Source organism: Halomonas sp. AOP43-A1-21 (genome assembly GCF_052376775.1).
Classification (GTDB): Bacteria; Pseudomonadota; Gammaproteobacteria; order Pseudomonadales; family Halomonadaceae; genus Vreelandella; species Vreelandella colorata.
Window position 1 is genome coordinate 60586 of the sequence record NZ_JBQSWC010000005.1, and the last position, 15128, is coordinate 75713.

The window sequence follows — 15128 nt, forward strand, 5'->3', positions numbered from 1 at the left end:
CAACACTAAAAATTTCATCAACATCTGCATCGAAAAATACTACAAGCAGCAGCGTTGGGTAAGCACAGCGTTAAATAAATACGACTTCATCAATACGGGTAACGCCGATAACCATCAAGACGACACTAACGTTAATGCCATTTTCATGTAAACGTCGACGTTCAAGGCAACAGTGCTGCTTAGGCTTAAGTGCTGCTTAGGCTCAGAGAACAGGATTAATCTTAACCGCTGCGAATTTTAACCGCTACTGTCAATAATTAATACTGCCAGCACACTGTCATTTACCAGGTCGAATCAAGCCAGTCGTTCGATGGTAGTCAAGCCCTGTGATAAACGCAAGTCTTTGCCAATTGACAATAGCCAGAGCGCACCGCAACCTTGGCATAGCCAATACCAAGGATAGCTCATGCCCAAGGACATTTCAGCCTCAGTCACAGCTCCATCTAGCGAGTTAGAAAGCACGGCTCCGCAGCGTTTAGCCGCGATCGACCTCGGCTCTAACAGCTTCCACTTGCTGGTGGCCAACTATCAAAATGAGCGCCTTCAAGTCGTTGCCCGCTTGGGCGAAAAGGTCCAGCTAGCCGCTGGTTTGGATGAAGACGGCAAGCTTAACGAAGCTGCCATGCAGCGCGCGTTAGACTGCCTGGGTCGTTTTGCACCCTTTTTAAGTGATATCGAGAGCGCCAACCTGCGCATTGTGGGTACCAACGCCCTACGCGATGCGCATAATAGCCAGGCCTTTATTGAGCGCGCCGAAGCGCAGCTGGGCCATTCCATCGAGATTATCGCAGGACGTGAAGAAGCCCGGCTTATCTATCTAGGGGCTGCCCATGCGCTGGCAGAAAACGGGCGTCGCCTGATTGTTGATATTGGCGGCGGCTCGACAGAATTTATTATTGGCGAGGAGTTTGAGCCCAAGGCGCTTGAAAGCCTGCGCATGGGCTGCATCACGTTTACCAGCCGTTTCTTCCCTGATGGTGAACTCAGCGAAAAACGCATGCGCCGCGCCGAGCTTGCCGCGCTATCAGAGCTTGCCCATATTCAGCGCCCCTACCAGCGTTTGGGCTGGGAGGACCCGGTGGGCTCCAGCGGCACTATTAAAGCAGCAGCCAGCGTTCTACTCGCCTACGGCGACACGCCCAGCGAGGGCGTGATTACCCGTAGCGGCCTCAAGAAGCTGCGTGAGCGCCTCATTAAGTGCAAACACCTGGATAAGGTGGAGCTGGATGGGCTTAAGCCTGACCGCGCCCGTGTCTTCCCGGCAGGAATCGCGATTTTAAGTGCCATCTTCGAAGCCTTTGACCTACCTCAAATGCGCTTTGCCGATGGCGCCCTGCGCGAGGGCGTGCTCTATGATATGGCCGGGCGCAACAGCGCTGAGGATACCCGTTCCAGAAGCCTGGAGACCCTTCAGCGAATCTATGATGTGGATTCCCGCCAGGCCGATAACGTGGCTGACACCGCGCTGCGCCTGTTTAAGCAGGTACAAGGCATTTGGTCGCTCACCCACGAGCACCGCTACTACCTTGAGTGGGCAAGCTATGTACACGAAATTGGCCTGGCGATTTCCCACAGCCAATTTCATCGCCACGGCGCCTACCTGCTGGAACATTCCGACCTGGCGGGTTTCTCGCGCCCTGAGCAGCATCAGCTGGCGTTTCTGGTACGTGCCCACCGGCGCAAGTTCCCGCTCAAAGAGTGGCAAGCACTTCCCAAGGCGCAACAGGCCCATAGCGCCAAGCTCGCCCAGCTGCTGCGTCTGGCGGTACTGCTCAATCATTCCCGCCCGGAAAGCGCCCCGCCACTACCATCCATCAGCGCTGATGAACAAAGCCTGACGCTGACCTTACCCGTCAGCGAAGAGCCCACGCTGTTCAGCACCGACATTGAGCAGGAGCAGGCTTACCTGCAGGCCGCGGGGCTTACGTTAAACGTGATTCAGGAGAGCTAGGCGAGCAGTCTGGCTACCCTTGCTGATTCACTTCACACCTTTAAAAGCGACCCCTGCCGCCTGCCAGAGTACGCTGGCAGGCGGTCTGATGACACCTAAGCAGGCATCTTCCGCCATCACCATAATAAGCCGCTCGCGCTCCCAAGGCGGTATCTGCGCCTCCTGAAGCAGCCGTTTAACATCGCGTCGGCCCCGCCCGGCAAGTGCAATGACCTCCCCGCCCTGGCGCCAGCGCAACGTTAATGGCGAAGCGGTCTGTATTAATGGCGAAGCGGCCTGTAAAGAGAGCTCTAGCATGCCTAAGGGCGTAACAAGCCCTGTCTTGCCTTCCCACGCGCTTTGCCAAGCGGGTAGCGGCTCAAGTGGCGCCATAAGATAAAGCCGCCTTTTCCACACTCTAGCCTCTGCTCCTGGCCACGCAACATGCACGCTGGCATCAGTGGCAGCGGTTAGCTGGTCAAGCAAGCTATCCAGGCGGCGCTGAGGCGGGGTAGGCAATAACTGCTGCTGGCACCAAGTACGCACGAGCAGCCGCTGGCGAGGCCGCGAGCGCGTGGCCAACGCAGCAGCATCGATGCATTGCGCACCTGCGCGCAATGTATCCAGCTCCGCCAGGGCATATTCACGAAGAAGCGTATCGGCTTCCCCGGCATGCGCGGCACTACTGGAAAGCGTGCGGGCGGCTTCGGGCCAGCGCGCCTTGAGGGCCGGCATGACCTCATGGCGTAACCGGTTACGGTCGAACGCGACATCGCTATTGGTAGGGTCTTCACGCCACGCAAGGCCAAGCTGGCGGGCGCGGGTTTCTAAACAGCACCGGGTAACCGATAGCCAGGGCCGAACAAAGATAAGGCCATGTGCCTGGCGACAATAAGGCATTCCTGCCAGCCCGCGTATACCGCTACCCCGCAGGGCGGCAAGCATCAGCGTTTCCGCTTGATCGTCCTGATGCTGGGCAAGCCAAACACTATCCCCGGAGGGAATATGCGTTTGAAAGGCGCGGTAGCGGGCATTACGCGCGGCGGCTTCGATTCCCCCAACGCTTGGGTCAACCGTGACCCCTACTACCGTCAGAGGTACGTTCAGGTGCTGACACAGCGCCTGGCAGTGCTGTTCAAAGTCGGCAGCGCCAGCCTGTAAGCCATGATTGATATGAATAGCGTTTAGCGGTCGATTGGCCGAACGGCAAACCGAGGCAGCCAGGGTCAGTAATAAAGACGAATCCAGCCCCCCGGAAAGTGCCACCCAAATAGAGCGCCCCGGTGGGGTTTCCACCAGGGCGTCGTTTAATAGGCGTTCAAGCCGTTCAGGCAGCTGGGGCACCATAGCTCATCAGGCGTTGGTAACGACGCTCTAGCAGGTCGTCGGTATCAAGCGCCTGCAGGCGTTCAAGACTTGCGGTAATGGTTTCTCTAACGCGCTCGGCAGTTGAAATCGGATGACGATGCGCGCCGCCCAGCGGTTCCTTGATCAACCCATCTACAAAGCCAAGCTCTTTAAGGCGCTCGGCAGTAATGCCCATTGCCTGGGCCGCATCAGAGGCTTTTTCAGCGCTTTTCCAGAGAATAGATGCACAGCCTTCCGGTGAAATAACCGAGTAGGTGGAGTATTGCAGCATATTCAGCTCATCACACACACCGATAGCCAATGCTCCACCCGAGCCGCCTTCACCGACAACGGTAGAGATAATCGGCGTTTTCAGGCGCGACATGACCGCAAGGTTATAGGCAATCGCTTCACTTTGGCCGCGCTCTTCCGCATCAATACCTGGATAAGCACCCGGGGTATCGATAAAGGTTAGGATCGGCATTTTAAAGCGTTCGGCCATCTCCATCAGACGACATGCTTTGCGGTAACCTTCCGGGCGCGGCATACCGAAGTTACGGCGCACCTTCTCTTTGACATCGCGCCCTTTTTGATGGCCGATTACCATCACTGGCTTATCGTTCAAGCGTGCAACGCCACCGACCAGCGCAGCGTCATCAGCGAAATTACGGTCGCCATGCAGTTCGTCAAAGTCGCTGAACATATGCTCAAGATAGTCCAGCGTATAAGGCCGCTGAGGGTGGCGCGATAGCTGAGAGACCTGCCAGGGAGTCAAATCCTTGAAGATCGATTCTGTCAGCTTACGACTTTTCTCCTCCAGTCGGGATATCTCATCGGAGAGATTAACGCTATCGGAGCTAACTAAACGCAGCTCCTCAATTTTTGCCTGAAGTTCAGCAATGGGCTGTTCAAAATCGAGATAATTAGGATTCATCGGCTCTGCCTGTAAACTGCCTAAAAAAATAAGCCTTATCGAAACGAGCATTTAATGGAGAGCATTATCGCATCCTGACCCTGCCACGCAAGGTAATGCCCGTTCAATTAAAGTGCCCAACCGTCCTACGATCAGGTTTAACGATAGCGCAACTGGACGCCCGCCTGCCCTTCCACATCGCGAAGCGCGAGCAGCAGATCATCACTAGGGGCGACCTTCCACTCCTCCGCAAGCTCTAACCAGCCAACCGCCTCTTCATGTCGATACTGCACACGCACCGGCAAACCTTCATTAGTGCGGTAGGGTGTCAGACTATCGCGCAGGGTTTCAACCAAACGACCGTTGATACGCCCGGCATCCAGCGCAAGCTCGACCGCCTGGCCATAACGTATACGCGCCGTCACCATGGGCGTTACGTCTTTACCGCGCAGACGTAAGCCGCCTGAAAAGTCGTCGCTTGAGACTTCACCTTCAACGATCAATACCTGATCAGCCTCTATCTGACCACGCAGCTGTTCAAACATTTCACCAAACAGCGAGGCCTCAATACGTCCGGTGCGGTCATCCAGGGTGATAAACGCCATGGTATCGCCGCGTTTGGACTTCATGGTACGCATGGCGACCACTAGCCCTGCCACCCGTTGAGGTTCGCGGGAGGGTTTTAAATCGCTGATCCGGGTCGACACGAAACGTTTTAATTCACGTTCATATTCGTCAATGGGATGCCCGGTAAGATAAAGCCCCAGGGTATCTTTTTCACCCGAAAGCCGCTCCCGGTCGGTCCACTCACGCGCACCGAGGTATTCAGTGTAGACATTGATCTCTTCATCCTCGGCTTCAGCGAAGGCTTCGCCGAACATGTCCAACATCCCTAAGCTCTGGTTGGCATGATTCTGGGCAGCCGCTTTCAGGGCGTCTTCCATCGAGGCTGCCAGTACTGCGCGGTTAGGGCCGAGATTATCAAGCGCGCCTGAGCGAATCAGCGCTTCAAGCGTGCGCTTGTTCATCCGCTTGGGGTCAAGCCTGCGGCAGAAATCGAACAGGTCGGTAAACGGCCCACCCGTCTGGCGCGCTTCAACAATCGCCCCGATGGGACCCTCGCCCACCCCGCGAATCGCCCCCAAGCCGTACACCACGCGCCCTTCGGTATCCACGGTAAATTTGTAACCGCCCACGTTAACGTCTGGCGGCGTAACGGTCAGTTTGAGGTTGCGACACTCCTCGATTAACGGCACCACCTTATCCAGGTTGTCCATCTCGGTGGACATAACCGCCGCCATAAACGGCCCCGGATAATGGGCTTTCAGCCACGCGGTCTGGTAAGACACCAGCGCGTAGGCGGCAGAGTGGGACTTGTTAAACCCGTAACCGGCGAATTTTTCCACCAGATCGAAGATGTTACCCGCCAGGTTCTTATCAATGCCGTTGGCCGCACAACCTTCCATAAAGCCGTCACGCTGCTTGGCCATCTCCTCGGGCTTTTTCTTACCCATCGCCCGGCGCAGCATATCGGCCTGGCCCAGCGAGTAGCCGGCCATTACCTGAGCGATCTGCATGACCTGCTCTTGGTAAAGGATGATGCCGTAGGTAGGCGACAGCACCGGCTTTAACAGCTCGTGCTGATAATCCGGGTGTGGATAAGACACTTCGGCACGGCCATGCTTACGGTTGATAAAGTCATCGACCATGCCCGACTGCAGCGGGCCAGGGCGGAACAACGCCACCAGGGCGATCATGTCGTCCAGCGAATCAGGCAGAAGACGCTTGATCAGCTCCTTCATGCCGCGGGATTCGAGCTGGAAAACGGCGGTGGTTTCAGCACGCTTGAGCATCTCAAACGTTTTGCCGTCATCCAGCGGAATCGCATCAATGTTCAGCGGTTCCTGGCCGTTCACGCCGCGAACCTTATCGACCATCTCAAGCGCCCAGTCGATAATGGTCAGCGTACGCAGGCCCAGGAAATCGAACTTGACCAGCCCGGCGTCTTCGATATCGTTTTTATCGAACTGAACCACCAGCCCGTTGCCGTTTTCATCGCACAATAACGGTGAGAAATCAGTCAGCTTGGTAGGCGCGATAACCACGCCGCCCGCGTGCTTGCCGGTGCCGCGCGTTGTGCCCTCAAGCTTGAGGGCCATTTCCCAGATTTCTTCAGCTTCTTCGTCGTTAGCAATGAACTCTTTAAGCGCAGGCTCCTGCTCGATCGCCTTGCCAAGCGTCATGCCCACTTCAAACGGGATCAGCTTGGAGAGTTTGTCGCCCAGCGAATAGGGCCGCCCCTGGGCACGCGCCACGTCGCGCACCACGGCTTTGGCCGCCATGGTGCCGAAGGTAACGATCTGCGATACCGCATCGCGTCCGTAGCGCTCGGCCACGTATTCGATCACCTTGTCGCGTTTTTCCATGCAGAAATCGACGTCAAAGTCGGGCATGGAGACACGCTCGGGATTCAAAAAGCGCTCAAACAGCAGATCGTAGCCGATCGGGTCAAGGTCGGTGATTTTTTGCGCGTAGGCGACCAAGGAGCCCGCACCGGAACCCCGTCCGGGCCCTACCGGCACGTTGTTGTCCTTGGCCCACTGGATAAAGTCCATTACGATCAGAAAGTAGCCGGGGAAGCCCATCTGAATAATAACGTTGAGCTCGAACTCCAGCCGGTCGCGGTAACGCTGATCAATTTCCTTGTATTCGTCGCTGTCGCGCGGGTAGCGCTCAACCGGAAACAGGAAGTCCAGGCGATCCGTCAGGCCGTCGTGGGAAACCTTGCGGAAAAACTCATCCTGGGTCATGCCTTCCGGAATTTCAAACTCGGGCAAAAATATTTCGCCCAGACGCACATCCACGCTGCAGCGCTCGGCAATCATCACGCTGTTTTCAAGCGCTTCCGGGATATCCGAGAACAGCGCCGCCATCTCATCAGGGCTTTTCAGATACTGCTCTTCGGTGTAGCGGCGTTCGCGGCGCGGGTCATCCAGCGCCTTGCCTTCACCGATCGCCACGCGTGTTTCATGTGCCCAGAAGTCATCCCGCTCAAGAAAGCGCACATCGTTGGTGGCCACCACCGGCGTGCCGGTGTCGATGGCAAGCTTGACGCTGGCATGCACACACGCCTCTTCAAGCGGACGCCCGGTACGGATCAGCTCCAAATAGAAACGATCCGGAAAGGCAGTCTGCCACTCTTCAAGCAACTGGCGCGCTTCACGTTCATGATCGGAGAGCAGATGACGACCAATTTCGCCCTCCCGCGCGCCGGAAAGTGCAATCAGACCGTCACTTTGTTCAAGCACCCAGCGCTTGTCCAGAATGGCTTTACCCTGGCGCTGGCCGTGGGTCCAGCCCTTGGAGATCAGCTCGGTCAGGTTACGATAGCCGACGTCATTCATCGCCAGCAGCGTTATACGGTAAGGGTGAGATTCATCGTGAGGATTAAAAAGCCACAGGTCGCTGCCGATGATCGGTTTGAGCCCCGCGCCCTGGGCAGCTTTGTAAAATTTGACCAGGCCAAATAAATTGGTTTCGTCAGTGAGCGCAAGCGCGGGCATGGCGCGCTCGGCAGTGGTACTGACCAATGACTTAAGCTTTACCAAGCCGTCGACCAGGGAGTATTCACTGTGCAAACGTAGATGAACAAACGGTACCGTCATGACACTCTCGGTAAAATCTCGGTAAAAAGAAATGAACGCAGATTAGCTTATATCAGCGCCAGCTGACGCTGGACGGGAGCAAAGCTTCGGCGATGTTCCTCAAGCGGCCCATGGGCCGTTAGCGCCTCAAGGTGCTGTTTGGTTGGGTAGCCCTTATGGCGCGCAAAACCATACTCAGGATAGCGCATATCCAACGCTACCATCTGAGCATCGCGCGCGACCTTGGCAAGAATCGACGCCGCGGCAATCGCTGGATGGCGCGCATCGCCTTTGACCACCGCCTGCCCCGGCAAAATATGTCCCGGCAACCGGTTACCGTCTACCAGCAAATATTCGGCAGCAGGGGCTAAACCGTCGATCGCACGACGCATCGCCAAATGTGTGGCGTGGTAGATATTGAGCTGGTCGACTTCAGCAGCACTTGCCTCAGCGACCACAAATGCCAACGCCTGCTCGCGAATCAGCAGGTCTAGCGCTTCACGCTTGCGGGCCGTAAGCTTTTTAGAGTCGGTCAACCCGTTAATCGGGCGCATAGGATCAAGAATCACCGCCGCCGCCACAACGCTACCGATCAATGGCCCACGCCCGACTTCATCTACTCCGGCTAAGCGCTCGCCCACATAGGCGATTTCAAGCGGCGGAAAGTTGTCTGGTTTAGCTGGCATGGTCACTCTCTAGAGGCTGGCCGAACGCAATGGCAGTTATCGCCTCAGCGGCGCGGCGGCTGGCATCGCGCTGCAGGTTGGCGTGCATCGTGGCAAAGCGGGCCTCTAACGCCAGGCGTGCTTCATTATCGCTAAGCAATTCATGGAGCTGGTCCGCAATGGCCTCAGGCGTCGCCGCTTCCTGGATAAGCTCGGGCACAACGCTTTGCTGGGCGATCAGATTGGGCAGCGATACCCACCGGGTTTTCACCATACGCTTGGCAAGCCAATGCGTAGCGGGCGCCATCTTGTACGCGACCAGCATTGCCCGGTGGCACAGCATGGCTTCAAGCGCAGCGGTCCCGGACGCCAAAAGTACGGCATCACTGGCAACCATCGCCTCCCGCGCCTGACCATTTAATAGCTCAACACGCTCGGTAAGCGTTGGATAGTGAGACAAAAGTACTTTAATTTCGTCATGACGCAGCGCTGAGGCGGCCGGAATCAAAACCTTTAGCGTGGCATGACGCTGGCACAGCAGCTCCGCGGCGGCTAAAAAAGTATGGCCCAGGAAGCGTATTTCGTTGCCGCGCGAGCCTGGCAATAACGCGAGTACCGGCGCGTTTTCATCAAGGCCGAGCACCTGGCGCGTTGCGACGCGATCGTTTTCAAGCGGTAGCTCATCGGCAAGCGGATGGCCTACAAACACAACAGGGACGTTGTGGTGACGATAAAAATCCGCCTCAAAGGGTAGCAGCGTGAGCATGCCATCGACGGATTTAGCGATGCCTTTCACCCGCCCCTGACGCCACGCCCACACCGAGGGGCTGACATAGTGGGCCGTTTTGATCCCTGCGCTACGCAGCTGTTTTTCAAGCCCTAGGGTAAAATCAGGTGCATCAATGCCCACCATGATATCCGGCTGCCAGGCGAGCGCTTCGCGGCGTAACGTGCGGCGCACGCCCACCAGCTCAGGCAGATGCTTGATGACTTCGACAATTCCCATGACCGAAAGCGTTTCCAGCGGAAAGCGGCTTTGCATGCCTTCAGCGATCATGCGTGGGCCACCGATGCCTCGAAACTCAACCTCGGGATGGTGCGCCTTTAGCGCGCGCATCAGGCCAGCACCGAGGATATCTCCCGACAGCTCGCCCGCCACTAGATAAATGCGCTGCAATGTCATAACCGAATGGACATAATTATCGGGTAATACCGCGAGTTGAACGTTCGATAGAGGCGGCAAAATGAGCCACTTCTTCGATATCAAATCGCGTGCGCATCTCGTCAAGCGCCTGCTCAACGGTCAGGCCCTGGCGATACACCATTTTATAGGCGGCGCTTAAGGCATTAACCGCTTCACGGCTAAACCCACGTCGCTTCAAGCCCACCAGATTAAGGCCACGGGCTTCGGCCGGGTTACCGTTAATCATTATGTAGGCTGGGGTATCTTTGGTGATAATCGACCCGCCGCCAGCCATGGCATGATCGCCAAAGTGGCAAAACTGGTGTACGGCAGAAAGACCGCCCAAAATAGCGAAATCACCCAGCGTTACGTGGCCCGCCAAGGTTACCTGGTTGGCAAGAATACAGTCATTGCCGATCACACAATCATGGCCTACGTGGACATAGGCCATAAACAGATTACGCGAGCCGATCGTGGTTTCACTACGATCCTGTACCGTACCGCGGTGCAGCGTGACGCCTTCGCGCACCACATTATCGTCGCCCATTACCAGGCGGGTAGGTTCGCCTGCATATTTCTTATCCTGGCAATCCTCGCCTACCGAGGCGAACTGAAAAATGCGCGTACGCTTACCTAGCACCGTGGGGCCTTTAACCACCACGTGTGGGCCAATTATGGAGCCTTCGCCAATTGTGACGTCGGGCCCAATAACACTAAAGGGACCAACCTCGACGTCATCGGCAAGCCGCGCCGTCGGGTCAACCAAAGCAGTAGGATGTATCAAGCAACCTTCCTCTCGGCACAAATGATTTCTGCCTCGCAAGCAAGCTCCCCACCTACCGTTGCCCGGCAGGCAAACTTCCAAATCCCACGCTTGCCGCGGATAACGTTCGCTTGCAGCACCAGTTGGTCACCGGGCATTACAGGCCGTTTGAAACGCACGTTGTCGCTTCCTACAAGATAGTAAACATACCCATCGGCAGGAAGCTTGTTGACCGTTTTAAAACCTAAAATACCGCACACTTGAGCTAATGCTTCAACGACCAACACCCCAGGCATAATGGGGTGATGGGGAAAATGGCCATTAAAAAAAGGCTCGTTGATACTAACATTTTTAAACGCAACGATGGATTCGCCCACGGTTAATTCCGTTACTCGATCCACCAGCAAAAACGGGTAGCGGTGGGGCAAGTATTCGCGAATTTCATTAATATCCATAACCATCGAAACGACCTCTAAAAAGACAAAAGGCCTGACTAGTATCAGGCATGCACCAGCATATAGCTGGTTAAAAGGCAGTGAATTATAACCTGAGGCGCTAAAGCCTCAAGTTACGTGCCGAGCAATTAACAGGACCTTCATTAATAAGACCTTGATCAATGAGACCTTCACGTATCACGCGTATTTTTTTCCAGCCGTGACAAGCGCTTGGCAATATCATCCAGCTGTTTAAAGCGCACTGCATTTTTACGCCACTGCGAGTTAGCCATCGCCCCGGTGCCAGAAGAGTAGACGCCCGGTTTATGAATCGAGTTGGTAACCAGGCTCATGCCGGTTACCTGCACGCCGTCACAAATCGTTAGATGGCCAGATAACCCGACACCCCCACCCAGCATACAGTGCTTACCCACCTGGGTGGATCCGGCAATACCCACACAGCCAGCAAGCGCACTATGCGCGCCGATAATCACGTTATGGGCGATCTGGACCTGGCTATCGATTTTGACGTCATCGCCAATCAGGGTGTCGCCCAGCGCGCCACGGTCGATACTCGAGCAACTGCCGACCTCGACATCATCACCCAGCACGACGCCGCCCAGCTGGGCAATTTTGTGCCACCCTGCACCGTCGTGAGCAAACCCAAAACCATCTCCACCAATCACACAGCCGCTCTGTAAAATCACCCGTTTGCCGATAATCACACCATGGCACACGGTGACATTGGCATGCAGGCGGGTTTTGTTGCCCACAATGCTATCCGCACCTATCACGCTACCGGCCCCGACGACCACATGATCGCCAAGCGTAACGCCCTCTTCCACTACAGCATGGGCTTGAATCGAGACGCCTTCGCCCATTGTCACGTTTTCGGCCACAACAGCCGTTGGATGAATACCGGGCTTATCACGTGCGGGTAGGGGATCAAATAGCTGGGAGAGTTTGGCATAGCCCAGATAGGGGTTTTCCATCTCAAGCTTTGGCACCGGGCAGTTCTTGCCGTGCTCGGGGTGGAGCAGAACGGCAGCCGCTTGAGTGGTGGCTAAATCCTTGAGATAAGCCCGATTTGCCAAAAAAGCCACCTGATCAGGCTGGGCCTCTTTTAGGGTTGCCAACCCACGAATGGGCTTATCGGCGTCCCCGGCAAAGGCGACTCCTAAATGGCGAGCGATGTCCGCAAGAGTGTGGTGGTGCAGTGCGTGCGTCATGGGAGCCCAACAAAACAGTGGTGCAGCATGGCCACACCGGCAGTCATTAAAAATTAATTATAGCGAATCAAATATCTGGGTAACTTCGTCCGTCACGTTGGGCAAATCTACCGACGAGTGCAGCACGCCCTGTGGCTCAACTAGCACATCGATACTGTGGCGACTCAACACCTGCTCAACCGCCTGCTCAAGCTTGGACTCAGCGCCTTCCAGGAACTGCTGCTCGGAGTTCTGCTGTGCTTGCATCACTTCACGACGTAGCTGCTCAAAGCGAGACCCCTTTTGCTGAAGCTCAGCAATCAGTGAATCACGCTGCGATTGTGCCATGGTTTCGCCTTCACGCTGCAGGCGTTCCTGCAACTGCTGAAGCTCATTACCCAAGCTCTGGGCTTCACTCTGCTGGCTGCCAATCTGTCCTTCTAGCCGACTCAGCGAGGCTTGAGCAGACTGAGTATTCATCAGCGCTGCCCGCCAATCGAGCACAGCCACCTCTGCGGCTACGGCATGGGCGGACGGTAAAGCTATCGCCCCGAACAGACACACAGCCGCTGTCAGTTTACGCATCGAGTTAACTCCTTGTTATCAGGCAGGAGCGCACCCCACAGGTGCGCTCTGTAGCAAAGTTAGAACGTTTGTCCCAGTGAGAACTGGAAGAACTGCGTGTCGTCGCCACTTTCATCATTAAGCGGCTCAGCGATGCTAAAGGTCAGCGGACCAACAGGCGTTAGCCAAGCAAGGCCAACACCCACACTATAGCGTAAGTCGCCTAAATCAACGCCAGAACTACATTGCTGACGCCCTTGATCGGCCTCCAGCACATCGTAGCAGGAGCTCAAGAACGTGTTACCGGCATCAAAGAATATAGATGGCTGAACGGAGCGCTGGTTCTCAACAAACGGCATGGGGAAGATAACTTCAGCACTACCTTCCACCAGCACGTTACCGCCCATAGTACGGTCACGACCGCCCTCAACGGCAGGTGTTGTGCGCTGCCCAAGCGTATTGGACGTAAAGCCACGCACTGAACCTAAACCGCCCGAATAGAAGTTTTCATAGAAGGGGTAGGGATCGTTAGAGCCCAGCGTATCGGCATAGCCCAGGTTACCGCTAAATTTAAGCGCCCAGGTTTCGTCGTTATTAATCGGGAACAGCTGCTGGGCGCGGGCGCGAAGCTTATAGTACTCGGCATCACTGCCCGGTGCGCTGGTTTCAAGCGACAGGCGCTGGTAGTTACCGGCTGTCGGCATGACGCCTCGGTTAAGGTTGTTACGCGTCCAGCTCGCCGTGAGCTTTAAGCTCTGAGCGTCTTTACCTTCGTCATCAACGTAGCGGCGAATTTCTGACGCTGTATCGTTATACGTCTTGATCGAGAGATCTTCCAGGCTCGCGCCGAAGTTCAATCGGGAAAGCTCGCTTATGGGGTAACCAAAGTTGATACCCGCCCCGTAAGCATCGGTTGAATAGGTAGAAATATCCGAGTCGGCGTAATCGGTTTCGCGGTAGAACACATTATAGCCGCGCGAAACACCATCCAGCGTCCAGTACGGATCGGTAAAGGCAAAGTTGACGCTGGTAAACGTATCACTGCGCTGCGCACCGACGTTGACGCGGTTACCGGTACCCAGGAAGTTATTCTGGGCAAGCCCTACACCGTAGATGACACCGGCGCTCTGTGAGAAACCCACGCTTGCCGAGACCGAGCCCGAGGGCTGCTCTTCAACGTTATAGGTAACATCCAGCTTATCGGGCTCACCCGGTACCGGCTGGGTATTCACCTCGACCTGGCTAAAGAAGCCAAGCCGCTCAAGGCGCTGACGCGACTGGGTGATTGATTCAGTCGATGCCGGCGCACCTTCCATCTGAATCATTTCACGGCGCAGCACTTCATCCTGCGTTGTGGTATTACCGTAAAACTCAATGCGGCGAACGTAGGTGCGCTGACCGGGGTCAACCGCGATCACTAGATCAACCGTCTCTCCGTCATCAGCCATTTCAGGAATACCCTGAATATCGGCAAAGGCGAAGCCTTCAGCGCCCAAACGCAGGCGCAGCGCTTCGGTTGAAGCATTTACCTGACCGCGAGAGAAGATATCGCCGCTTTTGATTTCCAGCAGGTTTCGCGCTTCGCTTTCGCTGATTTGCAAATCACCCGCAAAGCGGACATTGCCTACGCGGTACTGATTGCCCTCATCGATATTGAGGGTCACGAATATTTCGGATTTCTCGGGCCCAATGGATACCTGTGTGGAGGTAACATCAAAGTTCACATAGCCGCGGTCAAGATAGAACGAGCGCAGACGCTCGATATCACCGGATAAGGCCTCGCGCGAATATTCATCGCTTGAAAACCAGCCGAAGAAGCGCCCGGGCTTGTCGTTTAGCTCAAAGACATTACGCAGCGTTTCATCGTCGAAGTCCTGGTTACCGACAATATTGATCTGACGAATTTTAGCTACTTCGCCTTCATTAATATTGATATTAACCTGGACGCGACCTTCATCGATCTGCTCGACTTCAGTCGAAATGCTCGCGCTGTAACGCCCTTGAGATTGATAAACGCCTTCCAGCTCACGTTGAATCTCTTCAAGGGTCGAAAGCTGCAGCACCTGGCCTTCGGATAGACCCGATTCGCGCAAACCATTACGCAGGTCCTCTTCGGAAAGCTTTTGGTTGCCGGTGAGGTTCAAACGCGCAATCGTCGGGCGCTCAACGACCTGGATGATCAGTACGTCGCCTTCACGGGCTAACGACACGTCTTCAAACAGACCGGTGGCAAATAAATCGCGTGCGGCAGACGCTAGCTGCTGTTCGCTAACCCGATCGTTAGCACTGACAGGAAACGCATTGAAGACCGAGGCGGCGGATACCCGCTGTAGTCCTTCCACACGGATGTCCGAAACATCAAAGGATTGTGCCTGGGCGCCGCTGGCGCCTACCAGCAAGAGTGCCGCCATTCCAAGGGTCTTGATTTTCATGCAGTCAGTTCGCTCGCGTTGGTCTGCCTGTCGTTCCAGACAGGC

The 15128-nt window shown here is 55.7% G+C and carries 11 protein-coding genes; 1 reads left to right on the forward strand and 10 read right to left on the reverse strand.

The window, feature by feature from the left end:
- Positions 1 to 406: 406 nt before the first annotated feature.
- Positions 407 to 1951, forward strand: coding sequence for an exopolyphosphatase (gene ppx, locus ACT3R7_RS04430; protein WP_193091026.1), 1545 nt, complete (start codon positions 407 to 409; stop codon positions 1949 to 1951).
- Positions 1952 to 1978: 27 nt separating this feature from the next.
- Here ppx and tilS read toward each other — a convergent pair whose 3' ends face one another.
- The 10 genes from tilS to bamA form a co-directional block, all read right to left on the reverse strand.
- On the reverse strand, positions 1979 to 3277 hold the full coding sequence (tilS, locus tag ACT3R7_RS04435; protein ID WP_193091025.1) for a tRNA lysidine(34) synthetase TilS: 1299 nt from the start codon (positions 3275 to 3277) through the stop codon (positions 1979 to 1981).
- Positions 3258 to 4211 carry an acetyl-CoA carboxylase carboxyl transferase subunit alpha gene (gene accA, locus ACT3R7_RS04440; protein ID WP_193091024.1) on the reverse strand — a complete coding sequence of 318 codons (954 nt, stop codon included), beginning with the start codon at positions 4209 to 4211 and terminating at the stop codon, positions 3258 to 3260. The genes tilS and accA overlap by 20 nt, the downstream gene beginning before the upstream one ends.
- A gap of 137 nt (positions 4212 to 4348) precedes the next feature.
- Positions 4349 to 7855 (reverse strand): DNA polymerase III subunit alpha, encoded by a 3507-nt coding sequence (gene dnaE / locus ACT3R7_RS04445; RefSeq protein ID WP_193091023.1) that lies wholly within the window; start codon positions 7853 to 7855, stop codon positions 4349 to 4351.
- 47 nt (positions 7856 to 7902) lie between these two features.
- The gene (gene rnhB, locus ACT3R7_RS04450) at positions 7903 to 8520 is read right to left on the reverse strand and encodes a ribonuclease HII (protein WP_018918246.1); all 618 of its coding nucleotides are present in this window, start codon (positions 8518 to 8520) and stop codon (positions 7903 to 7905) included.
- Complete coding sequence (gene lpxB / locus ACT3R7_RS04455; protein ID WP_193091022.1) at positions 8510 to 9682, reverse strand: lipid-A-disaccharide synthase; 1173 nt, start codon at positions 9680 to 9682, stop codon at positions 8510 to 8512. The genes rnhB and lpxB overlap by 11 nt, the downstream gene beginning before the upstream one ends.
- A gap of 16 nt (positions 9683 to 9698) precedes the next feature.
- Positions 9699 to 10466 carry an acyl-ACP--UDP-N-acetylglucosamine O-acyltransferase gene (lpxA, locus tag ACT3R7_RS04460; RefSeq protein WP_193091021.1) on the reverse strand — a complete coding sequence of 256 codons (768 nt, stop codon included), beginning with the start codon at positions 10464 to 10466 and terminating at the stop codon, positions 9699 to 9701.
- The gene (fabZ, locus tag ACT3R7_RS04465; RefSeq protein ID WP_018918249.1) at positions 10463 to 10906 is read right to left on the reverse strand and encodes a 3-hydroxyacyl-ACP dehydratase FabZ; all 444 of its coding nucleotides are present in this window, start codon (positions 10904 to 10906) and stop codon (positions 10463 to 10465) included. Before fabZ ends, lpxA begins: the two co-directional genes overlap by 4 nt.
- Before the next feature lie 164 nt (positions 10907 to 11070).
- Positions 11071 to 12108: a UDP-3-O-(3-hydroxymyristoyl)glucosamine N-acyltransferase gene (gene lpxD / locus ACT3R7_RS04470; protein ID WP_193091020.1), complete on the reverse strand. Its 1038-nt coding sequence runs from the start codon at positions 12106 to 12108 to the stop codon at positions 11071 to 11073.
- Between the two features lie 57 nt (positions 12109 to 12165).
- A complete protein-coding gene (locus ACT3R7_RS04475) occupies positions 12166 to 12672 on the reverse strand; it encodes an OmpH/Skp family outer membrane protein (RefSeq protein ID WP_193091019.1) in 507 nt (168 codons plus the stop codon).
- Positions 12673 to 12731: 59 nt separating this feature from the next.
- Positions 12732 to 15083, reverse strand: a complete 2352-nt coding sequence (gene bamA, locus ACT3R7_RS04480; protein WP_407648026.1) for an outer membrane protein assembly factor BamA — start codon at positions 15081 to 15083, stop codon at positions 12732 to 12734.
- Positions 15084 to 15128: the final 45 nt, after the last annotated feature.

Coding starts and splice junctions, on each gene's coding strand:
- ppx (WP_193091026.1), top strand. CDS start 407: ATGCCCAAGGACATTTCAGCCTCAGTCACAGCTCCATCTAGCGAGTTA.
- tilS (WP_193091025.1), bottom strand. CDS start 3,277: ATGGTGCCCCAGCTGCCTGAACGGCTTGAACGCCTATTAAACGACGCC.
- rnhB (WP_018918246.1), bottom strand. CDS start 8,520: ATGCCAGCTAAACCAGACAACTTTCCGCCGCTTGAAATCGCCTATGTG.
- accA (WP_193091024.1), bottom strand. CDS start 4,211: ATGAATCCTAATTATCTCGATTTTGAACAGCCCATTGCTGAACTTCAG.
- dnaE (WP_193091023.1), bottom strand. CDS start 7,855: ATGACGGTACCGTTTGTTCATCTACGTTTGCACAGTGAATACTCCCTG.
- fabZ (WP_018918249.1), bottom strand. CDS start 10,906: ATGGTTATGGATATTAATGAAATTCGCGAATACTTGCCCCACCGCTAC.
- lpxD (WP_193091020.1), bottom strand. CDS start 12,108: ATGACGCACGCACTGCACCACCACACTCTTGCGGACATCGCTCGCCAT.
- ACT3R7_RS04475 (WP_193091019.1), bottom strand. CDS start 12,672: ATGCGTAAACTGACAGCGGCTGTGTGTCTGTTCGGGGCGATAGCTTTA.
- lpxB (WP_193091022.1), bottom strand. CDS start 9,682: ATGACATTGCAGCGCATTTATCTAGTGGCGGGCGAGCTGTCGGGAGAT.
- bamA (WP_407648026.1), bottom strand. CDS start 15,083: ATGAAAATCAAGACCCTTGGAATGGCGGCACTCTTGCTGGTAGGCGCC.